The following is a 25274-nucleotide window of genomic DNA, read 5'->3' on the forward strand; positions in this document are numbered from 1 at the left end:
CATGAAGGTTCAGGTCCTCAACATCGACGGTTCGGCCGCTAACGGCGACATCGAACTTTCGGACGACGTGTTCGGCCTCGAGCCGCGCGCCGACATCCTGCACCGCGTCGTCACCTGGCAGCTCGAGAACCGTCGCGGCATCGCCCGCGCCACTCGCGAGCGTTCGGAAGTCGCACGTACCGGCAAGAAGTTCGGTCGTCAGAAGGGTGGCGGCACCGCCCGTCACGGCGATCGCGCCGCTCCCGTGTTCATCGGCGGTGGTAAGGCTCATGGTGCTCGTCGCCGCGAATTCAACATCTCGCTGAACAAGAAGATCCGCGCGCTCGGCCTCAAGATGGCTCTGTCGTCGAAGGCTCAGAATGGCCTCGTGGTTGTCGACACGCTCGACATCACCGATGCCAAGACGAAGGTCCTCGCCGGTCAGCTCGCCAAAGCGAACTTCGGCAAGAAGGTTCTCGTCGTAGACGGTGAGCAGGTCAACGAGGGCTTCGCCCGCGCAGCCCGCAACATCGTTGGCGTCAACGTGCTTCCCGCTGTCGGCGCCAATGTCTACGACATCCTGAAGCATGATACGCTGGTGCTGACGCGCGCCGCTGTCGAGAAGCTGGAGGCGCGTTTCAATGGCTAAGAGCAACGTGGACATCCGTCACTACGACGTGATCCTCTCGCCGCACATCACCGAGAAGTCGACCCTGCTCTCCGAGCATAACGCGGTTGTCTTCAAGGTGGCTGATGCAGCGACCAAGCCCCAGATCAAGGCGGCCGTCGAGGCGCTGTTCGATGTCAAGGTAACTGGCGTCAACACCCTGGTCACCAAGGGCAAGACCAAGCGCTGGCGCGGTAGGGAATACCGCCGCAGCGACGTGAAGAAGGCGATCGTCACGCTGGCCGAAGGTCAGTCGATTGACGTGACCGAAGGCGTGCGGGGCTGATCCGATGGCACTGAAGAAATATAACCCGACCAGCCCGGCGCGCCGTGGCCTGGTCCTCGTCGACAAGTCGTCGCTTTGGAAGGGCAAGCCCCTCAAGGCGCTGACCGAAGGCAAGAGCAAGACCGGCGGCCGCAACAACAAGGGTCACGTGACCTCGCGCGGCATCGCTGGCGGTCACAAGCAGAAGTACCGCTTCATTGACTTCAAGCGTCGCAAGTGGGACATGGAAGCCACCGTGGAGCGGATCGAATACGATCCCAACCGCACGGCCTTCATTGCCCTCGTGAAGTACACCGACGGTGAGCAGACCTACATCATCGCTCCGCAGCGTCTTGCCGTGGGTGACGTCGTTGTCGCCGGCGAGAAGACGGACGTGAAGCCTGGCAATGCCATGCTTTTGTCGCAGATGCCGGTCGGCACGATCTGCCACAACGTCGAGATGAAGCCGGGTAAGGGCGGCCAGATAGCGCGCTCGGCAGGTACGTATGTCCAGGTTGTCGGTCGTGACCGCGGCATGGTCATCGTGCGCCTCAACTCCGGCGAGCAGCGTTACCTGCGTGGCGATTGCATGGGGACCGTGGGTGCCGTGTCGAACCCCGACAACGGTAACCAGACCCTTGCCAAGGCCGGCCGCAAGCGCTGGTTGGGTCGTCGTCCGCTGACGCGTGGTGTCGCCAAGAACCCGGTCGATCACCCGCATGGTGGTGGTGAAGGCCGTACCTCGGGCGGCCGTCACCCGGTCACCCCGTGGGGCAAGCCGACCAAGGGTGCTCGCACTCGCAACAACAAGCAGACGGACAAGCTCATCATCCGTTCGCGTCACGCCAAGAAGAAGAGGTAAGTCACGATGGCACGTTCCGTCTGGAAAGGCCCCTTCGTTGACCTCTACCTTCTCAAGAAGGCTGAAGTCGCGCAGGATGCCGGCAACCGTGGTGGCCCGATCAAGACCTGGTCGCGTCGTTCCACCATCCTTCCGCAGTTCGTTGGCCTGACCTTCACGGTCTACAACGGACACAAGTTCATCCCGGTCTCGGTCAACGAGGACATGGTTGGTCACAAGCTGGGTGAGTTCGCTCCTACCCGCTCGTTCCCCGGCCACGCCGCCGACAAGAAGGGCAAGCGCAAGTGAGCAAGCAAGCAGCCCCCCGCCGCGTCGGTGACAAGGAAGCTCTTGCGGTCAACACGAACATTCGTGGTTCGGCCCAGAAGCTCAACTTGGTTGCTGCCCTGATCCGTGGCCGCCGTGTCGAAGACGCGATGAACATCCTGTCGTTCTCGACCAAGGCAATGGCCGTGGACGCCCGCAAGGTGCTCGCTTCGGCAATCGCCAATGCGGAAAACAACCACAACCTCGACGTCGACGCGCTCGTCGTCGCCGAGGCGTCGGTCGGCAAGTCGATCACCATGAAGCGTTTCCACGCTCGTGGTCGCGGCAAGTCCACCCGCATCCTGAAGCCGTTTTCGCGCCTGCGGATCGTCGTTCGCGAAGTCGAGGAGGCCTGATCCATGGGTCATAAGAGCAATCCGATCGGTCTGCGCCTGCAGATCAACCGTACCTGGGACAGCCGTTGGTTCGCCGAAGGCCGGGATTACGGCAAGCTGCTTGAGGAAGACCTCAAGATCCGCAAGTTCATCATCGAGACCCTGCCGCAGGCAGCGATCTCGAAGGTGGTGATCGAGCGTCCGGCCAAGCTTTGCCGCATCTCGATCTACGCGGCCCGTCCCGGTGTGATCATTGGCAAGAAGGGTGCGGACATCGAAAAGCTGCGCAAGCAGCTTGCCGCGATGACGTCGAGCGAAGTGAAGCTGAACATCGTCGAAATCCGCAAGCCGGAAGTCGATGCGAAGCTGATCGCTCAGGGCATCGCCGACCAGCTGATCCGCCGCGTGGCGTTCCGCCGGGCGATGAAGCGTGCGATGCAGTCTGCCATGCGTCTTGGCGCCGAAGGCGTGAAGATCATGTGCGGTGGCCGTCTCGGCGGTGCAGAAATCGCCCGTGTCGAGCATTACCGTGAAGGTCGCGTGCCTTTGCACACGCTGCGCGCGAACATCGACTACGCGGAAGCCGAGGCGCTCACCGCCTATGGCATCATCGGCATCAAGGTCTGGGTCTTCAAGGGCGAGATCCTTGGCCATGACCCGACGGCCCAGGATCGACTGATGATGGAGGCTCAGACCTCCGGCGTCCGTCCGGCCCGTTGAGTCTAGGATAGAGTTAGCACCATGCTGCAACCGAAAAAGACCAAGTTCCGCAAGGCTTTCAAGGGCCGGATCAAGGGCGATGCCAAGGGTGGCACCGACTTGAACTTCGGCTCCTACGGCCTGAAGGCTCTCGAGCCGGAGCGGATAACCGCCCGCCAGATCGAAGCGGCTCGCCGCGCGATCACGCGTCACATCAAGCGCCAGGGTCGCCTCTGGATCCGCGTCTTCCCGGACGTGCCGGTTTCGAAGAAGCCTGCCGAAGTCCGTCAGGGTAAGGGCAAGGGTTCGGTCGAATACTGGGCGGCCCGCGTCAAGCCCGGCCGTATCCTGTTCGAGCTCGACGGCGTTGCCGGCCCGCTCGCTGCTGAAGCGTTCAGCCGCGCCGCGATGAAGCTGCCGATCAAGACCAAGGTCGTCGCCCGCCTGGGTGACACCTCTCACCTGGGAGGCGAATGATGGCCAAGACCGAAGACCTGCGTGCAAAGACCGACGACCAGCTGACGGCTGATCTCGTCGATCTTAAGCGCGAGCAGTTCAACCTGCGTTTCCAGGCCGCCACGAGCCAGCTCGAGCGTCCGGCACGCATCAAGGAAGTCCGTCGCGACATCGCCCGTATCAAGACGCTCCAGGCTGAGCGTTCCGGTTCGGCGAAGGCGTAAGGAGAAGCAACGATGCCCAAGCGTATTCTTAGCGGGACCGTCGTCTCCGACAAGACGGACAAGACCGTGACCGTGCTCGTCGAGCGCAAGGTGAAGCACCCGCTTTACGGGAAGATCATCCGCCGTTCGAAGAAGTATCACGCCCACGACGAGGACAACGCCTTCAAGACCGGAGAGCGTGTCCGGATCGAGGAGACGTCGCCCTACTCGAAGACCAAGACCTGGAAGGTTCTTGACCGTCTTCAGGCGAGCAAGGGCACGGCCTACGAAGCAGAGGTCTGAGACCTCCCCTTCGGCGACGTGCAGTGAGTTGACCTGGGCGGGTGAATGCGGCAAAGGGCCGCCTTCGCTCGTCGCGGGCGACTCGGGCCTCTTCGGGGGCCTGTATTTTTAGGAACTGCCGGACTGGTTCCGGCAAGCCAGTTGAGAAGGACCCGGATCGATGATCCAGATGCAATCCAATCTCGACGTCGCGGACAACAGCGGCGCCAAGCGCGTCCAGTGCATCAAGGTGCTGGGTGGCTCGAAGCGTCGTTTCGCAGGCGTCGGCGACATCATTGTGGTGTCGGTGAAGGAAGCGCAGCCGCGTGCTCGCGTCAAGAAGGGCGACGTGCACCGCGCCGTCATCGTGCGCACCCGCAAGGATGTGCGCCGTACCGACGGCAGCGTGATCCGTTTCGACAGCAACGCTGCCGTGCTGATCAACAAGAACGAGGAGCCGATCGGCACTCGTATCTTCGGCCCCGTGGTCCGCGAACTTCGTGGCCGCGGCTTCATGAAGATCATCTCGCTCGCGCCGGAGGTGCTGTAATGGCTGCCGCTAAGATCAAGAAGGGCGACTCGGTCGTCGTTCTGTCGGGCAAGGACAAGGGCCGCACCGGCACGGTGCTGCAGGTTCAGCCCAAGGACGGCAAGGTCGTCGTCGAAGGCGTGAACGTCTCGACCCGTCACCGCAAGCCGACGCAGGCCAACCCGCAGGGTGGCATCGACCGTATGCCGGCGCCGATGGCGATCTGCAAGGTCGCGGTTGCGGACAAGGACGGCAAGCCGACCCGCGTTCGTTTTGAAACCAAGGACGGCAAGAAGGTCCGCGTGGCCGTAAAGTCCGGGGAGACCATCGATGGCTGAGCAGTACATTCCGCGTCTGCGCTCCAAGTACGACGCTGAAATCGCGAAGGCGATGACCGAGAAGTTCGGTTACAAGAACGCGATGGAAGTTCCTCGGATCGAGAAGATCACGCTCAACATGGGCGTTGGCGAGGCGAGCCAGGACAAGAAGAAGGTCCAGACCGCCGCTGCCGAGATGGAACTTATCGCTGGCCAGAAGCCGGTTGTGACCAAGGCGCGCAAGTCGATCGCCCAGTTCAAGCTGCGCGAAGGCATGCCGATCGGTTGCAAGGTGACGCTCCGCCGTGAGCGCATGTACGAGTTCCTTGATCGTCTCGTCACCATCGCGATGCCTCGCATCCGCGACTTTCGTGGCCTGAACCCGAAGTCTTTCGACGGTCGCGGCAACTACGCGATGGGTCTTAAAGAGCAGATCATCTTCCCCGAGATCAGCTACGATAAGATCGACAAGGTGCGTGGCATGGACATCATCGTCACCACCACCGCGAAGACCGACGACGAAGCGCGCGAGCTGCTGCGTCTGTTTGGTTTCCCGTTCCCGGCTGAAGAGTCGGAACAGAAGGAGGCGGCGTGAGCCGCTGAGGAAGAGAGCTTAAGTCCATGGCGAAACTGAGTTCCGTGAACAAGAATGAGCGTCGCAAGAAGCTCGTCAAGAAATATGCAGGTCAGTACGCGCGTCTCAAGGCGATCGCGGACGATCAGTCGCTCGAAGAGACCGAGCGCCTCATTGCCCGTCTGAAGCTGGCCGAGATCCCGCGCAACGGCAACCCCACCCGGGTTCGCAACCGCTGCGCCACGACCGGTCGTCCGCGCGGTTACTACCGCAAGTTCGGCCTGTGCCGCATCGAGCTGCGCGATCTCGCCAACAAGGGGATGATCCCCGGCGTGACCAAGTCGAGCTGGTAAGGGTTAGAAAATGGCATTGACCGATCCCCTGGGTGATATGCTCACCCGCATCCGCAACGGCCAGCAGGCGAAGAAGGACACCGTCCTGTCGCCGGCCTCGAAGCTTCGTGCGCGCGTCCTGGAAGTGCTTCAGCGCGAGGGCTACATCCGTGGCTTCTCCGACGACGCAACCGGCGCTCACCCGCAGCTTCGCATCGAGCTGAAGTACTTCGAAGGCGAGCCCGCCATCAAGCACATCGCTCGCGTCTCCAAGCCGGGCCGCCGCGTCTATTCGGGTTCCAAGGAACTTCCGATCGTGCGCAATGGCCTTGGTATCACCATCGTCTCGACCCCGCGCGGCGTGCTTTCGGATGCCGAAGCCCGCACCGCGAACGTCGGTGGCGAAGTGCTTGCGGAGGTCTTCTGATGAGCCGCATCGGTAAAAAGCCGGTCGCGATCCCGGGCGGTGTAACCGCTCAGATCAACGATCGCGTGCTGTCGGTGAAGGGTCCCAAGGGCACTTTGACCCTTGGCCTGTCCGACCTCGTCACCACGTCGGTTGAGGGTGAAACCATCGCGGTTCAGCCCATCGGCAATTCGAAGTCGTCGCGCAGCCATTGGGGCCTCCAGCGCACTTTGGTTTCGAACCTGATCGAAGGCGTTACCAACGGCTTCACCAAGGTCCTGGAGATCAAGGGCGTCGGCTACCGCGCCGCTTCGCAGGGCAAGACCCTGAAGCTGCAGCTTGGCTATTCGCATGATGTCGACATCGCGGTGCCGGAAGGCATCGAGGTGAAGACCCCGGACAACACCACGGTCGAAATCTCCGGTATCGACAAGCAGAAGGTCGGCCAGCTTGCGGCCGAAATTCGCCGCTGGCGTAAGCCCGAGCCCTACAAGGGCAAGGGCATCCGCTATCGTGGCGAGTTCGTCTTCCGCAAGGAAGGGAAGAAGAAGTAATGGCAAAGCTGTCTCTCTTCGCGCGCCGTGCGCGCCGCGTCCGTACCGCGCTGAAGGCGCGCTCGGGTGGTCGTCCCCGTCTGTCGGTGCATCGCACCGGCCGCCACATCTACGCGCAGATCATCGACGATGCGCAGGGCCGTACAGTCGCAGCAGCGAACACGCTGGGCGCCAAGGGCACTGACATCGACGCTGCTACCCGCGTTGGCAAGGAACTGGCCGAGGCAGCCGTGAAGGCTGGCATTACCTCTGTCGTGTTCGACCGCGGTGGCTTTTTGTACCACGGTCGCGTCAAGGCGCTGGCCGATGCCGCCCGTGAAGGCGGGCTGGAGTTCTGATCATGGCAGACGAAAACAACAACGAGCAGCCGATCGCGGCTGAAGCCCCCCAGGGTGGCGCTCCGCAGGAAGCCCGTGAGGGTGGACGTGGTCGCGGCGGCCGTGGCCGTGGCGGCAACGATCGCGGCGGGAATGACCGTGGCGGCAACCGGGGCGGACGTCGTGACGACCGCCGTGGCGGGTCACGCAGCGACGAAGATCAGGGCGAAGAACTGATCGAGAAGCTGGTGCACATCAACCGCGTCTCCAAGACGGTCAAGGGCGGCAAGCGTTTCGGCTTTGCGGCACTGGTCGTGGTCGGTGACGGCAAAGGTCGCGTAGGCTTCGGTCACTCGAAGGCACGCGAAGTTCCCGAAGCGATCACCAAGGCGACGGCTTCGGCGAAGAAGAAGATGATCCGCGTCGCGCTGAAGGAGGGCCGTACCCTCCATCACGACGGCAAAGGCCACTTCGGCGCCGGCAAGGTGAACGTGCGTACGGCCCCTGCCGGTACGGGCATCATCGCCGGTGGTCCGATGCGCGCCGTGTTCGAGAGCCTTGGCGTCGCAGACGTCGTCACCAAGTCGGTGGGCACGTCGAACCCGTACAACATGATCCGCGCCACGTTCGACGCGCTGACTGATCAGACTTCGCCGAAGTCGGTTGCCCAGCGTCGTGGCAAGAAGATCGCGGACCTGCTGGGCCGTGGTGGTGCTTCCGAAGTGGAGGCCGAGGCCGCCGCTGAAGCCATCGTGGAGTAAGCAGTATGGCGAAGATCAAGATCAAGCAGATCGGCTCCCCGATCCGTCGTCCGGAAAGCCAGAAGAAGATCCTCATCGGTCTTGGCCTGGGCAAGATGCACCGCGTCGTGGAACGCGAAGACACCGCCGAAGTGCGCGGTGCCATCGCCAAGCTTCCGCACATGGTCGCTATCGTAGACTGAGCCGATCAGGCTCGGAACACGGACTAACGAAGGGCCTCGGCGGAAACGCCGGGGCCTTTTCGTATGTAACACCGTGGTGACAACCCTCTTCCGCCACAGCGAGGCTGTGCTATTCGCAGAGCCAATTCGCGCAAGCCCTGATGCAGGGGCCGGTAATTCCACTCGGGGACAATTCTTGATCGGCAAGCGACTTTTGACCGTGTCGGTCCTAGCTATGATAGCCATAACCGGGGCGTCATGCGCCAATCGGGATCGTGATGATGTTCTAACGGTAGAGGGGACATCGCTCGCTCAATGCGACGACAATCGGGGTGATACCGCGTTTCTCGAAGCCCTGCGTCGCAGCGACAAGCGTCTTCGCAAGCGCGTTGCCAATGGCACGGCGAACGCGGTGGCCGAAGCGCACCAAGCCCTTGACAAAGGCGACTTCCGACTGGTCGCAGCGACCAACGAGCATGGAATAACGACAACGTCCTATGGCGTCGAATGTCGGTTGTTGGGGGGGCTTTCGCCGTGGACGGTGCGTGCCCTGGCGTTCGTGCCGGAAGAGGTGGCGCGCCCCTATGCCAAATTGCCGGATGACGCGGTGACCGGCTTTGGGCGGCGCTATAACGCGGCGATGCTCGCCGACCCACGGTACCCCTATGCCGATGTTTGCCGGGCCAGTGACAAGGCGGGGCAGCCGTTGCCTCAGCCGGAAAATCCCGATGCGGGGATTGTCCAGCCATACGGGTTCGTGGAGCTGGGAACGGCGCGGATGGCGCATGGCCTGGGGGCAGCGGCGCGTCGGGGATCAGTCTCCGACATAGAGGCACTGCTTGGCCGCGAAAAACAAGACGTCAATGCGCCTGATTTGTTCGGGATGACTCCGCTGGCGTGGGCAGTCGCCTATCATCGCTGGCCCGCCGCCGAAGCTCTTCTACGCGCGAAGGCAAGCCCGAAGGGTGCCGCATGCCAGACGCTGATCGATCGCGAATCGCCCTTGCAGGTGGCTCGCGTCATGCGCTGGTATGGCGTCATCCGCAGGATGCGTCCGCTGGTGACCGAGGAAGAATTCGCTACGTTGCGTCAGAAGCCGCGCTGGGACGATGCCAGCCTTTCGGAATTCAATCATGCGCTGACGGAGTTGAAGGAACGGTATGCCACGATCCTCGCGCGTGAGCCCTTCGCGCGCCATGATCTGAATTTTCAGGTGGACGAACGCGGTAATACTACGGCTTGCACCATCGATCCGGTCTCGATTTCTCCCGGTTTCGACAAGGAACTGTGCGGTTTGGCGGTTGAGATCGTACGTTGGGCTCCGGCTCGGGACGCATTCGGCACCCGCGTTCCGGAAACTGCCAAACTGTTGGTCGGCTTTGGCGGAGGTAGCTGAGGCAGGGATGGCAAGCTAATTTCCGACGTGACAACTGGTCGGGTTTGCTCTAACGGCGCCGCTTCCCATCAGCGCGACAAAAGCGAAAGCGAGTGCAAGACATGAAACTGAATGACATCCGCGACAATGCGGGCTCTCGTCACCGGCGCATCCGCGTCGGCCGTGGTATCGGCTCGGGCAAGGGCAAGACCGCTGGCCGCGGCCAGAAGGGTGCGAAGGCCCGGTCCGGCGTTTCGATCGCCGGGTTCGAAGGCGGCCAGATGCCGCTGCACATGCGCCTTCCGAAGCGCGGCTTCTCGAACAAGAAGTTCGCCAAGGATTATGCCGAAGTGAACCTGGGCATGGTGCAGAAGGCGATCGACGCCGGCAAGCTCGATGCGTCCGGCACCCTGGACCACGCCGTGCTCCAGGCCGCGGGTCTGGCCCGCGGCGGCAAGCATGGTGTCCGGCTGCTCGGCAAGGGTGAACTGACTGCAAAGGTTACGTTCAACGTCGCAGGCGCCTCGGCCGGTGCCGTCGCCGCTGTCGAGAAGGCAGGCGGTTCGGTGATTCTCCCGGCCAAGGAAGAAGCGGCCGCGTAAGCGTCGCTATCACACGAAACAAACGGAGAGGGCGGGCGCCATGCGCTTCGCCCTCTCTTTTCGTCGGGGGCCCGACCAAATTTGCGACACGGCAGTGTTCGCAGGGTCTTCCAGACATTCGCGGAATGTCTATATGGCAAGTTTCCTTCCGGGGTTCGACAATGCAGGCGACAGCCGCTAAGGGCGAATCCAATTAGATCATTCGAGGCTTCCCGAACGTCATGGCATCACGCGCCGACAATATTGCCAGTACGCTGAGCCTGGCCAATTTCTCCAAGGCCACCGAGCTCAAGAACCGCATCTGGTTCACCATCGGCGCGCTTGTCGTGTTCCGTTTCCTGAGCTTCGTGCCGTTGCCGGGCGTCAACCCGCTGATCCTCGAGTCGCTGTACAGTCAGACGAAGGGCGGCATCCTCGATCTGTTCAACACGTTCTCCGGCGGCAGTCTGGAACGCATGAGCCTGATTGCTCTGGGCGTGATGCCCTACATCACAGCGTCGATCGTGGTGCAGTTGGCGGCCTCGCTCCATCCCGCGCTCGTCGCGTTGAAGAAGGAAGGGGAGGCCGGGCGCAAGAAGCTGAATCAGTATACGCGCTATGGCACTGTTGGCCTGTGTGCGCTGCAAGGGTACTTCTTGGCCGTTAGCCTCGAAGCATATGGTGCGTCGAGCGGCATGCAGGCCGTCGTCGATCCGGGCCTCATGTTCCGCATCGGTGCCGTGGTCAGTCTTGTCGGCGGCACGATGTTCCTGCTGTGGCTGGGCGAACAGATCACCTCGCGCGGCATCGGCAACGGCGTGTCGCTGATCATCATGGCCGGCATCGTCGCGCAGATGCCGAAGTTTGCCAGCAACCTTGGGCAAGCCTACAGCGCCGGCGACACGGGCTCGGTCCTGATCATTGCGCTGATTGCGCTGCTGGTCGCCATGATCTTGATGATCTGCTTCATGGAACGCGCGACCCGCCGTCTGCTGATCCAGTATCCGAAGCGCGCGACGCAGCGCGGTATGATGCAGGCCGATCGCAGCCACTTGCCTTTAAAGATCAACACCGCGGGCGTCATTCCGCCGATTTTCGCCAGTTCATTGCTGCTGCTGCCGCTCACGATTACGCAGTTCGCGGGGAATTCACTTTCCCCGGACTCGACATGGGGCAAGATCGTGGTCACGCTCAACCAGTATCTGGGGCATGGCAAGCCACTCTACATGCTGCTCTACGCGGCCGGCATCGTATTCTTCTGTTTCTTCTACACCGCGGTCGTCTTCAATCCGGACGAGACATCGGAGAACCTGAAGAAGAATGGCGGCTTCATTCCTGGTATCCGTCCAGGTAAGACCACGGCTACATATCTTGATTATGTGCTGACCCGTATCACGGTAATCGGCGCGATCTATCTGACGATCGTTTGCACGGTTCCGGAATACTTCATGTCGATGACGGGCTTGCCGCTGCTGTTCATGGGTGGCACCAGCTTGCTGATCGTGGTGAACGTGACAGTCGATACGATCACGCAGATCCAGTCGCATCTGTTGGCGCACCAGTATGGCGACCTTATCAAGAAGGCGAAGCTGAAAGGCCGTCTGCGCTAAGAAGATACGGCGGTCCGTACAAGAAACGGATCGTGCCTAAAAATTGAGGGGGTAAAGGCGTGAACATCATCCTTCTGGGGCCGCCGGGAGCAGGCAAGGGCACTCAGGCGCAGCGTCTGGTTGACAAGCACGGCATGCGTCAACTCTCGACGGGCGACATGCTTCGCGCCGCCGTCAAGGCTGGGACGCCGACCGGCCTTGAAGCGAAGGCGGTGATGGAGCGGGGCGAACTGGTTTCGGACGCTATCGTGTCGTCGCTGATCGGTGACGAACTCGACGCGATGGGGCCGGACATTGGCGCCATTTTCGACGGCTATCCCCGTACTGCAGCCCAAGCGGAATCGCTGGATGCTATTCTCGAGGCTCGGGGCCGCAAGCTCGACCACGTAATTGAGCTCGACGTCAACGAGGATGCTCTGGTTGAGCGCATCACCGGTCGTTTCACCTGTGCAAGCTGCGGCAAAGGCTATCACGACACGTTCGAGCAGCCCAAAGTCGCCGGAACGTGCGACAAGTGTGGCAGCCATGAATTCAAGCGCCGCCCCGACGACAATGCCGAAACCGTGCGTACCCGCATGGCCGAGTACCGGGCCAAAACGGCGCCGATCCTGCCGATATACGAAGCGCGCGGCATCGTGGCCAAGGTCGATGGCATGGCGGATATGAATGACGTGACCACCGCCATCGAGGCGATCGTCACGAAGTGATTGCGTTGTGAGGCGGGTGGGTCGTCTGGCCTGACCCGCACTCCGCACCCCGGAAGCAACGATGGTCTGTGCCCGCAGGCGTTGACAGGCTGAGCGAATCATTCTAAGCGCCCCCTTCACTTGAGAGCAACGGCAAGTCCGGAAGGCCACGACCGCAGTGTTAATAGCACCAGCGAGTTTAGCCAGCCGGACCTTTTGCCATTTGTTTACTTGAGTGTTCACAGCGTTGAGATAGGGGTCGCCATCGATCCCTGTGGAGCAGGAGTTTTTAAGTGGCTCGTATTGCCGGGGTCAATCTCCCCACCAACAAGCGCGTAATCATCGCGCTTACCTACATCCATGGTATCGGTCGTACGAAGGCCGTCGAGATCGCCGACAAGCTTGGCATCGACCATGCCCGTCGCATTCAGGACCTGTCGGACGCAGAAGTCCTGCAGATCCGCGAAACCCTGGATGCCGAACACACCGTCGAGGGTGATCTTCGTCGCGAGACCGCGATGAACATCAAGCGTCTCATGGATCTCGCCTGCTATCGCGGCCTGCGTCATCGTAAGGGTCTCCCGGTTCGCGGCCAGCGCACGCACACCAATGCGCGCACCCGCAAGGGCAAGGCCAAGCCGATCGCCGGCAAGAAGAAGTAAGCCGGGCGGGTCGGCATCCGACCCCCGGTTTTTCCACGCGATTAATCGACAGGAACCACGAACATGGCACGCGAACCACAGCGCATTAAGCGCCGCGAGCGCAAGAACATCACGAGCGGCATCGCCCACGTGAATGCAAGCTTCAACAATACCATGGTGACCATCACCGACGCCCAAGGCAACGCGATCAGCTGGTCGTCTGCCGGCATGATGGGCTTCAAGGGTAGCCGCAAGTCCACCCCGTATGCGGCACAGGTCGCAGCGGATGACGCCGGCAAGAAGGCTGCCGAACACGGCGTCCGCACTCTCGAAGTCGAAGTCAAGGGTCCGGGCTCGGGTCGTGAAAGCGCGCTGCGCGCTCTTCAGGCCGTGGGCTTCACGATTACCTCGATCCGCGATGTCACGCCAATTCCACACAACGGCGTGCGTCCCTCGAAGCGCCGTCGCGTCTGATCGAGCTAATGCGGGCGACGGCCGGTCGTCGCCCGTTTTCGGAACGTCCCGGGCCTTTCCACCAGGTCTTCGGGGCGTAACCGCCATCACTCCCAGGGGAAGTCCATGACTGTCAACATCAAGAACTGGCAGGAACTCAAGAAGCCGAACAGCCTTGAGATCAAGCCGGGACCAGACCCCAAGCTGAAGGCGACGTTCGTCGCCGAACCTCTTGAGCGGGGCTTCGGCCTGACGCTCGGCAACGCGCTTCGTCGCGTGCTGCTCTCCTCGCTGCAGGGCGCCGCGATCACCTCGATCAAGATCGAGAACGTGCTTCACGAATTCTCGTCGCTGGCTGGCGTGCGCGAAGACGTCACGGACATCGTGCTCAACGTCAAGCAGATCGCTCTCAAGATGCAGGGCGAAGGCCCCAAGCGTCTGCAGCTTTCCGCGACTGGTCCGACGGCTGTGAAGGCCGGCGACATCGCCGTCTCCGGCGATATCGAGGTCATGAACAAGGACCTCGTGATCTGCCACCTCGACGAAGGTGCGACGTTGAACATGGAACTGACTGCCGACACCGGCAAGGGTTACGTTCCGGCGGTGTCGAACCGTCCGGTCGACGCGCCGATCGGTCTGATCCCCGTCGACTCGCTGTACTCGCCGGTGCGCCAGGTCAGCTACAAGGTCGACAATGCCCGCATCGGGCAAGAACTTGATTTCGATAAGCTCAACCTGACCGTCGAAACCGATGGTACGGTAACCCCGGAAGATGCCGTGGCATATGCCGCACGCATTCTTCAGGACCAGCTGGCGCTCTTCGTCCACTTCGAAGATATCGCTCCAGTTGGCCAGTCGCCGATGATCGGCATGGCAGCCAGCGGCTCGACGGCGTCGGAAGAAAGCGACACCAATCAGCTCAACCGTTACCTTCTCAAGAAGGTGGACGAGCTGGAACTGTCGGTTCGTTCCGCCAACTGCCTCAAGAACGACAACATCATCTACATCGGCGATCTGGTCCAGAAGACCGAAGCCGAGATGCTGCGTACGCCGAACTTCGGCCGCAAGTCGCTCAACGAGATCAAGGAGGTTTTGTCTTCGATGGGTCTGCGCCTCGGCATGGACATCCCGGGCTGGCCGCCCGAGAACATCGAAGAGATGGCCAAGAAGCTTGAACAAGAGCTGCTCGGTTAATGTTTGAAAGCACGGTCCCGGTTTCGCCGGGATCGTTGCTTACAGGGCGGGGCGGTCCCCCTCAAGCGACCGCCTGGATCGGGGTACCTGATACGGCCCCCCTACGAACGGAGTATTGAAAATGCGTCATAAAATGGGCGGCCGCAAGCTGCAGCGCAAGTCCGGCCACCGTACGGCCCTGCTGCGCAACATGGCCGCAGCCCTCATCAAGCATGAGCAGATTCAGACTACCACGCCTAAGGCGAAGGAACTGCGTCCCTACATCGAGAAGCTGATCACGCTGGCGAAGAAGGGCGGCCTTTCGAACCGCCGTCTGGCCCACGCCCGGGTCCTCGACGAAGCGCAGGAAAAGAAGCTGTTCGAAGTTCTGGCCGAGCGGTACGCCGGTCGTGAAGGTGGCTACACCCGCATCATCAAGGCTGGCATCCGTGCATCGGACGCCGCGCCGATTGCCATCATCGAACTGGTCGATCGTGACGTTGATGCCAAGGGCCAGGATTCCGGCCGGGTGAACGCCGAGACCGAGGAATACGCTGAGGCCTGATAGCCCGGGCGTTTCCCGCCAATAACAAGCGGCCGCGAACCTGATGGTTGGCGGCCGTTTTTGTTTGCGTGAGCGGCCTGGAATTTTCCTACATCATCAAACACTGCTAAACTCCCGGCGCACCCTCCCGTCAATTCGCTAACTGGCATGGCCTGAGACGGCGCCGCATGTACTTCGTCAACTTGGCGTTCGATCCCAATCTTTCTCCCCACTTGTGTCTGTGGTAGGCAGGGTGTTTGAAAGACAAGGATAATCCATGCAAATCAATCGCCTCCTGGCGCTTATCGGGGGCTTGTCGCTGTGCTTCGCTGCGCCCATCTTTGCTGAACCCATGACTGACATCACTTATCCGCAAACCCGCCGCGATGCGCTTGTCGACACACTTTTTGGGGAGCGGATCGCTGACCCCTACCGCTGGCTCGAAGCCGACGTGCGTCACTCACCGGAAGTCGCGGACTGGGTGAGCCGCGAAAATGAAGCGACCGGGAAGTATCTGGCTGGTCTTCCGCAGCGCAAGGCGTTTGCTGGTCGTATCCAGGCGTTCATGGACTATGAGCGCTTCGGCATTCCGGTGAAGGCTGGCCAACGCTACTTCTACACGCGCAATTCTGGCCTGCAGAACCAGGCTCAGTTGTTTGTCCGCAACGGGCTATCTGGCACGCCCCAGCTGTTGCTTGATCCCAACACATGGGCGTCGGATGGAGCGACTGCGCTTGATTCCTGGGAGCCATCGGAAAAAGGCCGATACCTGCTGTATAGCGTGCAGGATGGCGGAACCGATTGGCGGATATTACGGGTGCTCGATGTCAAGACGGGCAAGCCATTAGGTGACGAGATCCGCTGGGCGAAATTCACCGGTTTGGCCTGGGTCGGTGAGGAAGGGTTTCTATACTCTCGCTTTCCCGCACCAGAAGAAGGAGCTGCGTTTCAGAGCCTGAATTACAATCAGGCGGTCTACTTTCATAGATTGGGGGCCAGCCAAGATCAGGATGAACTGGTCTATTCTACACCGGATCATCGGGATTACGGGCATACGGCGGAAGTCACGCAGGACGGGCGGCTCGCGCTAATAACCAGTCACGTTGGCACGGATGCGCGATACGAGGTCCGCGTAATCGATCTGGCTCGTAGAGGACGAGATGGCTGGAAGGCAACGCCTCTGGTTACGGGCTTCAAGGACGACTGGAAGCTGGTCGAAGGCGCCGGACGCAAGCTGTGGTATGTGACGAACTGGAACGCCCCGCGCTATCGATTGGTAGCGATCGACCTGGATGCGCGCAAACCGGAATGGGCCCAATTGGTTGCCGAGCGTGACGATATTTTGGAGAGGGCCGGGGTTGTCGGCGATCGGCTGATCCTGAATTACATGCGTGATGCCGCCAGCCATGCGGAGGTTCTTGCACTGGACGGCAGTGGTGGTCGCACGTTGAGTTTGAATGGGATCGGCACTGCGTCGGGATTTCGCGGGCGTCCGGGCGATGGTGAGACCTTTTACGCTTTCACAAGTTTTGATTGCCCGGCGTCGATCTATCGGATGGATTTGAACACGGGTGTTACGACTGCTTTCGCTAAGCCCAGCATCTGCGGTGATCGTGGTGCGTATGTGGTTGAGCAGAAGTTCTACATGTCGAAAGACGGCACGAAGGTGCCGATGTTCATTGTCCGCAGTCGAGCAGTTGCGGCATCCAATAAGCCTGTTCCTACGTTGCTGTATGGATATGGCGGGTTTGACGTTTCGCTGACTCCGGGCTTCTCGGCAACGCGAATGGCGTGGTTAGAAGCCGGCGGTGCGTTCGCACTCGCGAATTTGCGCGGCGGTGGCGAATACGGTCGGGAATGGCATGACGCGGGTCGTCGTGCAAACAAGCAGAACGTGTTCGATGACTTCATCGCTGCGGGCGAATACTTAATAGGGCAGGGCATCGCGAAGAAGGACGGCCTCGCTATTCAAGGCGGTTCCAACGGCGGCCTCTTGGTTGGCGCGGTAGTCAATCAGCGACCTGACCTTTTTGCGGCTGCCGTCGCGCAGGTTGGCGTCATGGATATGCTGCGGTTCGACCGGTTCACCGCCGGTCGCTATTGGGTAGACGACTACGGGTATCCAGAGCGGGAAGAGGACTTCAAGATCCTGCGAACTTATTCGCCGTATCACAATATCCGCGACGGTGTACGGTATCCGGCCATCCTGGTTACGACGGCCGATACGGATGACCGCGTGGTTCCCGGACATTCATTCAAATATGCCGCGGCGCTTCAGAACGCCAATCTTGGGGATCGGCCCCGCCTGATCCGCATCGAGACGAGGGCTGGGCATGGCTCGGGAAAACCGACCGACAAGGCGATAGAAGAAGGGGCTGATATCCTGGCGTTTGTGGCTCAATGGACGGGGCTATTGATGCCGGAGCAAAGCGGCGCCAAGTAAGGGTTATGCCGACCCTTAAGGCGGAGTTTCAAGAGTCCCGCTCAATCATCACCGCGATGGGCGGGCAGCCTTAGCGACCAATGGATGGCGGCTCCGCGTAGTGCGAAGCCGCCTCCAACTGCGAACATCCATGTCAAGAGCGGCGGCAGACCCATGGCGACACCGCCCCCGGCGAGGCCCGCCGACAGTGCGGCAGCCGTTACGTAAAGTTCTGGGCGCATTAGAATAGACGGCTGACCTGCAAGCACATCGCGGATGATGCCACCGATACACCCGGTGATGACGCCCATCAGCATCGCGGGGCCGGGGGGGACGCCCCAAGCCAGCGCCTTGATCGTGCCGAACACGGAATAGACCGCGAGGCCAAAAGCGTCGGCCCATTCAAGCAGCACGCTTTGCCACCACCTGACCGGGGTGAACCAGGCAACGACGGCGACACCCAGGCAAACTGGCGCTACAAATCGATCGCGTACCCAGAATACAGGGGCGTCAATCAGCAGGTCGCGCAGCGAACCGCCCCCTACGCCGGTGATCAGCGCAAAGAATGCTACCGTCACGAACGTCTGCTTCATCCGAGCGGCGGCCAACGCCCCGGACAATGCGAAAAGGCCAATCCCGATCAGGTCGAGAACGGGGGGCAGGGCGGGCGTGGCGGTTGTCATCGGCAATGAATAGAGTGAGTAGACGCGCAAGGGCAGGGTATATCTAACCTCTTTTTGATGCGTCTGAAGGTTCGGCACCGGTCACCGGCTGGCATCCTTGACGGTCTCCATGGCGACGAACGTCGACGTGCTGGCCACATGAGGAAGGCTGGAAATTTTTTCGCCTAGAACAGCGCGGTAGCGACGGATGTCGGCGGTCCGAACCTTGAGTAGATAATCGAAGCTGCTGGCGATCATGTGGCATTCCTCGACCTCAGGAATACGTTGGACGGCTCGGTTGAATTCGGCGAGCGCCACCTCGCGGGTGTCTGAAAGTTTCACTTCGGCAAAGGCAACATGATCCAGATTGAGTGCTGCCGGATCGACGACCGCCCTGAACCCTCGGATCACCCCGCTTTGCATCAACCGCTGTACGCGCATCTGGCACGCGGTTTTGGACATCCCGACAGCTATGGCCAGATCAGTTATCGTAATCCTGCCGTCCAGACGAAGAACATCAATAATCTTTCGTTCGATCTCACTCAATTCGACGGAACGGGCGTTATTTGGCACAACAAAAACCTGCTATGGAGATAAAAATACGGCGATTTAGCCAGAAAGTAGACCCTTAAAAGTCTGATTGGCAAGCGCGTTTGCGATAACGTTCGATCATGGAATCAACTTTACCCTTTGGCGCTTTCGCCCCGCCGGTCCGTGTCCAATCACCGTTTCGTAAGGCGATCGAAGAGGCTCGTCGTTGGGACGAGGTCCAAGCGATGCGGCCATTGCTCGATGCTGCGGCGGTCTCAGATCCACTGAAAAAGGCGATCAGAGAGACGGCGACGTCGCTGGTCAGTCTTTTGCGGGCGAACCACAAAGGTAGTGGTGTTGAAGGTCTCGTGAAGGAATACGCCCTGTCCAGCCAGGAGGGCGTAGCCTTGATGTGCCTTGCGGAAGCCCTCTTGCGTATCCCGGATAATGCCACGCGCGATGCCTTGATACGCGATAAGATCGCGGATGGCGATTGGGCCAGCCATGTGGGTACGGAAAGGTCCCTCTTCGTTAACGCGGCGACGTGGGGTCTGGTCATCACGGGCAGGCTGGTCGGATCGGTCGACGATCGTGGTTTGGGCGCTGCGCTCACGCGCTTGGTGGCTCGCGCCGGGGAACCAGTAATCCGCCGCGGCGTAGATCTTGCCATGCGCATGATGGGAGAGCAGTTCGTTACGGGCGAAACCATCGATCAGGCTTTGAAGAGAGCGACTGAACTCGAAACCCAAGGGTTCCGCTACAGTTATGACATGCTGGGCGAAGCGGCGACTACGGCGGATGACGCGGCCCGGTATTATGCCGATTACGAAAACGCCATTCACGCTATCGGCAAAGCTTCCGCCGGACGGGGCATCCTGCTGGGCCCTGGCATATCCATCAAGCTTTCGGCGCTACACCCCCGGTATGTTCGTTCTCAGCTTGATCGCGTAATGGGAGAACTCCTACCCAACGTGAAATCTTTGGCATTGCTGGCCAAACATTACGACATCGGCTTCAATATAGACGCCGAGGAAGCAGATCGGCTCGAACTCTCGCTGGATTTTCTGGAAAACCTTGCGCAGGATCCTGATCTCTCCGGGTGGGACGGCCTGGGCTTCGTTATTCAGGCATATGGCAAACGTTGCCCGCTTGTCATCGATTGGATCGTGGACCTGGGCCGTAGATCGAATCGCCGTATAATGGTTCGTCTCGTAAAGGGGGCGTACTGGGACGCCGAGATCAAGCGCGCGCAGGTCGACGGATTGTCCGACTTTCCGGTCTATACGCGCAAGGTGCATACCGACGTTGCTTACATTGCGTGTGCCAAGAAGTTGCTCGCAGCCCCGGACGCCGTCTTCCCGCAATTCGCGACCCACAACGCTCAGACCGTGGCAACGATTTATCAGCTTGCAGGGCCGGACTTCCGCCCTGAAGACTACGAGTTCCAGTGCCTGCATGGCATGGGAGAAGCGCTTTATTCGCAGGTTGTCGGCAAGACCAGGCTCGATCGCCCCTGTCGCATCTACGCCCCGGTCGGGACGCACGAAACGCTGCTGGCTTATCTGGTCCGGCGGTTACTGGAGAACGGGGCGAATTCCTCCTTCGTCAATCGTATCGCTGATCCGACGATCCCGATAGCCGACCTTGTCGCTGATCCGGTGGACGTTGCACTGGCTATGCCGCAGCCGGGTAAGAAACACGATCTGATCGCCTTGCCTCGCGATATCTTTCCCGGGCGACCTAATTCCCAAGGGATCGATCTCACCGACGAACTGAAACTGGACCAACTTTGGAAAGCCATCGCGGCTTCGGGCGAAACGTCGTGGCAGGCTGCTATCGATGGTCGTGCAGGCGAACAGAAAGCGGTCACTAACCCGTCCGATCATAGCGATACGATTGGGTATGTAATCGAAGCTGACTGCAACGATGCGTCGCGTGCAGTGGATAGGGCCGCCCATTCCGCTTGGACCGACGTGGATGTGAATGGTCGGGCTGCTGTTCTTGAGCGCGCTGCAGATGACATTCAGGCCTCGATGCCAGCACTTATCGGCCTGATCGTTCGAGAGGCCGGTAAGTCTGCTGCGAACGCCGTGGCAGAAGTGCGAGAGGCGATAGACTTTCTACGTTACTATGCGATGCAGGCGAGAAGCACATGCGGGCCTGCTCAAGTGCCACTCGGCCCCATTGTGTGCATCAGTCCGTGGAATTTTCCTCTGGCGATCTTTACCGGGCAGGTGTCCGCAGCACTGGCTGCGGGCAACCCCGTCCTGGCGAAGCCTGCAGAAGAAACACCGCTGATTGCCGCTGAAGCAATTCGCATCTTACATAACGCGGGCGTGCCCACCGATGCCTTGCAGCTGCTGCCGGGCGGTGGTGAGATTGGCGCAGCGCTGGTTGACTCACCGAAAACCGCTGCCGTCATGTTCACCGGCTCGACCGAAGTTGCGCGGATGATCCAGCAGCAGCTCGCTTCTCGTGTGACGGCAGACGGAAGGCCGATCCCGTTGATCGCAGAGACCGGCGGCCAGAATGCCATGATTGTCGATAGCTCCGCCCTGGCCGAGCAAGTCGTGGCGGATGTAATTTTGTCCGCTTTCGATAGCGCGGGTCAACGCTGCTCCGCTCTTCGCGTGCTCTGCCTGCAGGAGGATATTGCCGATCGTACGCTTACGATGTTGAAGGGCGCGCTTGCCGAGCTGCGGATTGGCAATCCCGATCGCCTTTCGACAGATATTGGGCCGGTGATCACTGTCGAAGCGAAGCAGAGGATCGACAGTCATATTGCGGATATGCGGGCGGCGGGCTTTGCGGTGCACAGCGTTACCTTGCCAGCGGAAACATCCACTGGGACTTTCGTCGCTCCGACCATCGTGGAAATCGCTTCGGTCGCTCAATTGAAAGAAGAGGTATTCGGGCCGGTACTCCATGTCGTGCGTTTCAAGCGCACGGAACTCGATGACCTGATATCATCGATCAATGCGACTGGTTATGGACTGACGTTCGGCCTGCACACTCGCCTAGATGGGATCGTGGCGCGAGTAAGCTCACAAGTCCGCGCCGGTAACTTGTACATAAACCGCAACACGATAGGCGCGGTCGTGGGCGTGCAGCCATTCGGCGGACGGGGACTATCCGGTACCGGGCCAAAGGCTGGCGGCCCCCTCTATCTTGGACAACTCGTTAGAAATGCTCCGGCGATCTTGTCGCCAAACGTCGGCCCTGAGGCGGCGGTGATGGAATTTGCTCAGTGGCTCAGGGAAATGGGCGAGAGCGAGGCCGCTGAAAGGGTTCTGAACATCAGGTCCGCCGTAGGGCTGCAGTTGGAACTGCAAGGCCCTGTCGGCGAGCGCAACCTGTACGCCTTGCACCCGCGCGGCAAGATCCTGTTACGCCCATCGACCCGTCATGGTCTGATCGAGCAGATGGGAGCCGTTCTGGCGACTGGAAACAGCGCAGTGATCGTAGGTAGGGATGGCTTGGATGGTTTGCTGCCTGGTCTGGCGAACCGATTTGCCGATAACAGCAGCGACCCCATCGTGAGCTGTCTGGTAGAAGGAGACGCTGCATCGGTGATCGCAGCGTCCGAGGCAGTAGCGCGATTGGGCGGCCCCATTGTTCCCGTCCATCGGTGGGATGATGAATACGCCGTATCCGGATGCGTATCATTATTGGAAGAAGTGTCCCTATCCATAAACACGACGGCAGCTGGCGGTAATGCAAGCCTTATGATGATCGGATAGCCGCCAAATTGTGTAACCGATGGTGGATGACGTCAAATCGTCGGAATTGTGCCTCGCTCTACCGATCTGAATGCCGCTCATTTGTTAATCCATGATTGCTTGCTTGTGACCATTTAGTCGTCAAAGCGGGAGCAGGAAGATGGGCAGAATGATCATCGACGCCGCAGCCAGCCTCGACGGATATTGGGCGGATGGGGCTGGTAACCGCGTTATTCATGCCAATGAGCTACAAGGTACAGGGCTTTCGGGAAGGCTGATCGAAGACTGCGGCGCCATTGTCATGAGCCGGCGATCGTTCGAACTCACCGAAGATGTCCAGTGGATAGGACAAGCCTATGCTTCTAAAACCCCCATTTTCGTCGTCGACGAAGGGATGGCGGACTGCCGACGTCATGGCTTTCGGTTCCTGCCGACATATGCCGAAGCGTTTCGGGCGGCTCAAAGTATAGCAGGATTTAAGGCCGTGCTGGTCGTGGGCGAGGGCGAAGCAGTCCGGGCAGCGATCTTGATGGGGGAGGCAGATGACATTTGGCTCCGGCTTGTCTCTCGCGAACTGGGTGATGGCGCGCCGTTGTTCGAGGACGGCATCAATGTCGACCACTTCTATGTTTCCGAGATGGAGACTACCCCCAGTGCCGTGCATATGCATCTGGAGAGGCGTCTGACAGCCTGAGCGCGAGGTTTAAGCCGACGCCGATTGCAATTCACGGGTTCTCAATGCGACCGCTACAAGAAAAATCATAAGGCCTCCGAGCGAGAGGCCAGCGCCAATCCACCCGGTGGAAGTCAGTCCGTATCCGCCGGCGATGGCCAATCCGCCAAGCCACGGCCCCAAGGCGTTGGCGACGTTGAAGGCGCTATGATGAGCGGCAGCCGCCAACGCTTGCGCATCACCTGCAACGTCCATCAGGCGGGTCTGCAAAATGGTGCCCAAGCCGCCGCCGAACCCAATGAGCAGGACAATCAAAGACAGCGTCCAGATGTTACCCGAGAACAGAGGGAATAGGCTGAGACTGGCGGCGCTGAAAAGCAGAGCGCATATTGCAGCCTTGGTCTGGGCACTGTCGGCGACGCGCGCCCAGAACAGATTGCCTGCAGTCATCCCGACCCCAAATACGGCCAGCACGACTGGCACTAGGCGTTCCGATACGCCCGTCACTTCCATCATGGTCGATGCGACATAGGTATAGACGCAAAACAGACCGCCAAAGCCAATCGCGCCAGTCAGCAGGGTCAGCAGAACCTGAGGTCGACGCAGCGCGCCCAGCTCACGGAGCGGGCTGGCTGACGCGTTGGCAGGTTGTATAGGCGCATAGAAGGCAATCAATGTCACGGTTACGAGTGCGAGGAATGCCACCACACCAAACCCACTGCGCCATCCGAAAGCTTGGCCAAGCCAATTCGCTACCGGGACGCCGATGATAGTCGCTACCGTCAATCCGGACATCACCATGGCGACCGATTGGGCGCGCTTGTTCGATGGCACCATCGATGCGGCAACAAGGGCGGCTATGCCGAAATACGCGCCATGAGGAATCCCGCTGATGAAACGGCATATCAGCAGCATCGGATAATCGGTGGCAAACGCGGAAATGCCATTACCGACGGCGAAGATCAGCATCAACGCAATAAGCAGCATGCGCCGTTCAATCTTGGCCGCCAGAACAGCGATGACGGGCGCCCCCACGACCACGCCCAATGCATAGGCGCTGATCGCGTGGCCCGCTTCAGGCTCAGTCAGCTTCAGATCCTGAGCGAAAAAGGGAACCAAGCTCATGGCCGCGAACTCGGCCGTGCCAATAGCGAAGGCACCCATGGCCAAAGCGAGGGTGACCAGTGCCGGGTGGACTACTCGAATGGGGTTTGAGGAAGCTGAGATCATTCAGCGAACGATCTACAGCTTACACTCGAATAGCAAAGCATCTTGGGCCTAGTCGGTGCTGCAAATATTGCACGCCGACCACCACCCGATGCATCACGGGCCAAGTCGGGGCTATGACCCGACCAATCAGAATACCGGTTCGAACCCAGGAGGCAATTCGCCTGCCGAACCGTCTTCCTGTCCAGGCACGTGAATTCCGCACTCCGTCTTATCCCAGCCTTTCCAACGACCTGACCTAGGGTCTTCTCCAGGGGCGACCCTGCTGGTGCAAGGCATGCATCCGATGGAGGGGTACCCATCGGCCACCAGCGGGTGGGCCGGCAAGTCATGTTCGGTGATGTACGCAGCCAGTCTTTCAGGCGACCAATCGATGAGCGGATTAATCTTGAGCCGCCCTGCAGTATCCGTCGTATCGATCTGGAACCGGGGCAGCCTCGACCGGGTGGCAGCCTGAAACGATTTTCTGCCCGAGAATGATGCGTCGAAACCGGCCAGTGCTTTGGCCAGCGGTCGCACCTTGCGGATTTCACAGCACCCGTCCGGGTCCCAGGACCAGCGCAATCCGGTTTCATCCTTTTTCGCCAGCTCAGCGTCGTCAGGAGCCAGATTGCGCAAGTCCTCGAGGCCCAGTCGCTCAATAAGCGTGTCGCGGTACGAAAGAGTTTCGGGGAAGTGCTTGCCCGTTTCAAGAAACAGGACAGGAACCGAGCGGTCTACCTGGCTTACCAGATGAAGCAAAACCGCGCTTTCCGCTCCGAAGCTTGATACGATTGCGATGTTTCCAGCAAGGTGATCCTTCAGCACCGCTTCCAGCATTTCAACCGTGTCGACGCCATGAAACATGCCGTTCAATCGAGCCGCATCGGACTCGAGAAAACGTGTGCTGGTGTCGATCCGATCGCGCACACGAGCGGCGGCGATCTGGATGTCGGGATCAATGGCAGAGCGAAGCATCGGGATCACCTTGTG

Annotated in this window: 33 protein-coding genes; 29 read left to right on the top strand and 4 right to left on the bottom strand. The window is 60.3% G+C overall.

Features of this window, described 5'->3' with window-relative positions:
* Window position 1 precedes the first annotated feature (1 nt).
* The 27 genes from rplD to ACZ1JM_RS17170 all read left to right on the top strand — a co-directional run bounded on the left by rplD (window position 2) and on the right by ACZ1JM_RS17170 (window position 17511).
* Window positions 2–628 (top strand): 50S ribosomal protein L4, encoded by a 627-nt coding sequence (gene rplD / locus ACZ1JM_RS17040; RefSeq protein WP_465133535.1) that lies wholly within the window; start codon window positions 2–4, stop codon window positions 626–628.
* On the top strand, window positions 621–932 hold the full coding sequence (locus ACZ1JM_RS17045; RefSeq protein WP_465133536.1) for a 50S ribosomal protein L23: 312 nt from the start codon (window positions 621–623) through the stop codon (window positions 930–932). The genes rplD and ACZ1JM_RS17045 overlap by 8 nt, the downstream gene beginning before the upstream one ends.
* A 4-nt stretch (window positions 933–936) precedes the next feature.
* Window positions 937–1773 carry a 50S ribosomal protein L2 gene (gene rplB, locus ACZ1JM_RS17050; protein WP_007682167.1) on the top strand — a complete coding sequence of 279 codons (837 nt, stop codon included), beginning with the start codon at window positions 937–939 and terminating at the stop codon, window positions 1771–1773.
* A gap of 6 nt (window positions 1774–1779) precedes the next feature.
* Window positions 1780–2061: a 30S ribosomal protein S19 gene (gene rpsS, locus ACZ1JM_RS17055; protein WP_465133537.1), complete on the top strand. Its 282-nt coding sequence runs from the start codon at window positions 1780–1782 to the stop codon at window positions 2059–2061.
* Window positions 2058–2435 (top strand): 50S ribosomal protein L22, encoded by a 378-nt coding sequence (rplV, locus tag ACZ1JM_RS17060; RefSeq protein ID WP_465133538.1) that lies wholly within the window; start codon window positions 2058–2060, stop codon window positions 2433–2435. The genes rpsS and rplV overlap by 4 nt, the downstream gene beginning before the upstream one ends.
* 3 nt (window positions 2436–2438) lie before the next feature.
* Window positions 2439–3134, top strand: a complete 696-nt coding sequence (gene rpsC / locus ACZ1JM_RS17065) for a 30S ribosomal protein S3 (protein ID WP_465133539.1) — start codon at window positions 2439–2441, stop codon at window positions 3132–3134.
* 21 nt (window positions 3135–3155) lie between these two features.
* On the top strand, window positions 3156–3590 hold the full coding sequence (gene rplP / locus ACZ1JM_RS17070; protein WP_021233439.1) for a 50S ribosomal protein L16: 435 nt from the start codon (window positions 3156–3158) through the stop codon (window positions 3588–3590).
* Window positions 3587–3793, top strand: a complete 207-nt coding sequence (gene rpmC / locus ACZ1JM_RS17075; RefSeq protein WP_465133540.1) for a 50S ribosomal protein L29 — start codon at window positions 3587–3589, stop codon at window positions 3791–3793. Before rplP ends, rpmC begins: the two co-directional genes overlap by 4 nt.
* 12 nt (window positions 3794–3805) lie before the next feature.
* A complete protein-coding gene (gene rpsQ, locus ACZ1JM_RS17080; RefSeq protein WP_465133541.1) occupies window positions 3806–4075 on the top strand; it encodes a 30S ribosomal protein S17 in 270 nt (89 codons plus the stop codon).
* A 160-nt stretch (window positions 4076–4235) separates the two neighbouring features.
* Complete coding sequence (gene rplN / locus ACZ1JM_RS17085) at window positions 4236–4604, top strand: 50S ribosomal protein L14 (RefSeq protein ID WP_021233436.1); 369 nt, start codon at window positions 4236–4238, stop codon at window positions 4602–4604.
* Entirely contained in the window at window positions 4604–4921 is a 318-nt protein-coding gene (rplX, locus tag ACZ1JM_RS17090) for a 50S ribosomal protein L24 (protein ID WP_465133542.1), read from the top strand. Before rplN ends, rplX begins: the two co-directional genes overlap by 1 nt.
* Window positions 4914–5495, top strand: a complete 582-nt coding sequence (gene rplE / locus ACZ1JM_RS17095) for a 50S ribosomal protein L5 (protein WP_465133543.1) — start codon at window positions 4914–4916, stop codon at window positions 5493–5495. Before rplX ends, rplE begins: the two co-directional genes overlap by 8 nt.
* 26 nt (window positions 5496–5521) lie before the next feature.
* Window positions 5522–5827: a 30S ribosomal protein S14 gene (gene rpsN, locus ACZ1JM_RS17100; RefSeq protein WP_465133544.1), complete on the top strand. Its 306-nt coding sequence runs from the start codon at window positions 5522–5524 to the stop codon at window positions 5825–5827.
* Window positions 5828–5837: 10 nt separating this feature from the next.
* Window positions 5838–6233 (top strand): 30S ribosomal protein S8, encoded by a 396-nt coding sequence (rpsH, locus tag ACZ1JM_RS17105; RefSeq protein WP_007682156.1) that lies wholly within the window; start codon window positions 5838–5840, stop codon window positions 6231–6233.
* Entirely contained in the window at window positions 6233–6766 is a 534-nt protein-coding gene (rplF, locus tag ACZ1JM_RS17110; protein ID WP_465133545.1) for a 50S ribosomal protein L6, read from the top strand. The genes rpsH and rplF overlap by 1 nt, the downstream gene beginning before the upstream one ends.
* The gene (rplR, locus tag ACZ1JM_RS17115; RefSeq protein ID WP_465133546.1) at window positions 6766–7104 is read left to right on the top strand and encodes a 50S ribosomal protein L18; all 339 of its coding nucleotides are present in this window, start codon (window positions 6766–6768) and stop codon (window positions 7102–7104) included. Before rplF ends, rplR begins: the two co-directional genes overlap by 1 nt.
* A 2-nt stretch (window positions 7105–7106) precedes the next feature.
* On the top strand, window positions 7107–7844 hold the full coding sequence (gene rpsE, locus ACZ1JM_RS17120) for a 30S ribosomal protein S5 (protein WP_465133547.1): 738 nt from the start codon (window positions 7107–7109) through the stop codon (window positions 7842–7844).
* 5 nt (window positions 7845–7849) lie between these two features.
* Entirely contained in the window at window positions 7850–8026 is a 177-nt protein-coding gene (gene rpmD, locus ACZ1JM_RS17125) for a 50S ribosomal protein L30 (protein WP_008993502.1), read from the top strand.
* A gap of 214 nt (window positions 8027–8240) precedes the next feature.
* Window positions 8241–9401, top strand: a complete 1161-nt coding sequence (locus ACZ1JM_RS17130; protein ID WP_465133548.1) for an ankyrin repeat domain-containing protein — start codon at window positions 8241–8243, stop codon at window positions 9399–9401.
* A gap of 101 nt (window positions 9402–9502) precedes the next feature.
* Complete coding sequence (rplO, locus tag ACZ1JM_RS17135) at window positions 9503–9982, top strand: 50S ribosomal protein L15 (RefSeq protein ID WP_465133549.1); 480 nt, start codon at window positions 9503–9505, stop codon at window positions 9980–9982.
* A 221-nt stretch (window positions 9983–10203) separates the two neighbouring features.
* Window positions 10204–11571, top strand: coding sequence for a preprotein translocase subunit SecY (secY, locus tag ACZ1JM_RS17140; RefSeq protein ID WP_465133550.1), 1368 nt, complete (start codon window positions 10204–10206; stop codon window positions 11569–11571).
* 59 nt (window positions 11572–11630) lie between these two features.
* Window positions 11631–12278 carry an adenylate kinase gene (locus tag ACZ1JM_RS17145; protein ID WP_465133551.1) on the top strand — a complete coding sequence of 216 codons (648 nt, stop codon included), beginning with the start codon at window positions 11631–11633 and terminating at the stop codon, window positions 12276–12278.
* A gap of 272 nt (window positions 12279–12550) precedes the next feature.
* Window positions 12551–12919: a 30S ribosomal protein S13 gene (gene rpsM, locus ACZ1JM_RS17150; RefSeq protein ID WP_007682125.1), complete on the top strand. Its 369-nt coding sequence runs from the start codon at window positions 12551–12553 to the stop codon at window positions 12917–12919.
* A 63-nt stretch (window positions 12920–12982) separates the two neighbouring features.
* Window positions 12983–13372: a 30S ribosomal protein S11 gene (rpsK, locus tag ACZ1JM_RS17155; protein WP_007011846.1), complete on the top strand. Its 390-nt coding sequence runs from the start codon at window positions 12983–12985 to the stop codon at window positions 13370–13372.
* A 105-nt stretch (window positions 13373–13477) separates the two neighbouring features.
* Window positions 13478–14545 (top strand): DNA-directed RNA polymerase subunit alpha, encoded by a 1068-nt coding sequence (locus ACZ1JM_RS17160; RefSeq protein WP_465133552.1) that lies wholly within the window; start codon window positions 13478–13480, stop codon window positions 14543–14545.
* Window positions 14546–14666: 121 nt separating this feature from the next.
* Window positions 14667–15089, top strand: coding sequence for a 50S ribosomal protein L17 (rplQ, locus tag ACZ1JM_RS17165; RefSeq protein ID WP_465133553.1), 423 nt, complete (start codon window positions 14667–14669; stop codon window positions 15087–15089).
* A gap of 331 nt (window positions 15090–15420) precedes the next feature.
* Complete coding sequence (locus tag ACZ1JM_RS17170) at window positions 15421–17511, top strand: prolyl oligopeptidase family serine peptidase (RefSeq protein ID WP_465133554.1); 2091 nt, start codon at window positions 15421–15423, stop codon at window positions 17509–17511.
* Window positions 17512–17552: 41 nt separating this feature from the next.
* Here ACZ1JM_RS17170 and ACZ1JM_RS17175 read toward each other — a convergent pair whose 3' ends face one another.
* Both ACZ1JM_RS17175 and ACZ1JM_RS17180 read right to left on the bottom strand, forming a co-directional pair.
* Window positions 17553–18173, bottom strand: coding sequence for a trimeric intracellular cation channel family protein (locus tag ACZ1JM_RS17175; protein WP_465133555.1), 621 nt, complete (start codon window positions 18171–18173; stop codon window positions 17553–17555).
* Between the two features lie 81 nt (window positions 18174–18254).
* Window positions 18255–18698 carry an Lrp/AsnC family transcriptional regulator gene (locus ACZ1JM_RS17180; protein ID WP_465133556.1) on the bottom strand — a complete coding sequence of 148 codons (444 nt, stop codon included), beginning with the start codon at window positions 18696–18698 and terminating at the stop codon, window positions 18255–18257.
* A gap of 125 nt (window positions 18699–18823) precedes the next feature.
* Between ACZ1JM_RS17180 and putA the strand changes: the two genes are divergently transcribed.
* Window positions 18824–22423, top strand: coding sequence for a bifunctional proline dehydrogenase/L-glutamate gamma-semialdehyde dehydrogenase PutA (gene putA / locus ACZ1JM_RS17185; protein WP_465133557.1), 3600 nt, complete (start codon window positions 18824–18826; stop codon window positions 22421–22423).
* Between the two features lie 148 nt (window positions 22424–22571).
* Window positions 22572–23096, top strand: coding sequence for a dihydrofolate reductase family protein (locus tag ACZ1JM_RS17190; protein WP_465133558.1), 525 nt, complete (start codon window positions 22572–22574; stop codon window positions 23094–23096).
* Between the two features lie 9 nt (window positions 23097–23105).
* On the opposite strand, the gene ACZ1JM_RS17195 is transcribed toward ACZ1JM_RS17190, so the two are convergent.
* Complete coding sequence (locus ACZ1JM_RS17195; protein ID WP_465133559.1) at window positions 23106–24305, bottom strand: MFS transporter; 1200 nt, start codon at window positions 24303–24305, stop codon at window positions 23106–23108.
* A 126-nt stretch (window positions 24306–24431) separates the two neighbouring features.
* Complete coding sequence (locus ACZ1JM_RS17200; RefSeq protein ID WP_465133560.1) at window positions 24432–25259, bottom strand: phosphoadenylyl-sulfate reductase; 828 nt, start codon at window positions 25257–25259, stop codon at window positions 24432–24434.
* Window positions 25260–25274: the final 15 nt, after the last annotated feature.

The sequence above is a fragment of the Novosphingobium sp. BL-S-24 genome (assembly GCF_055521575.1).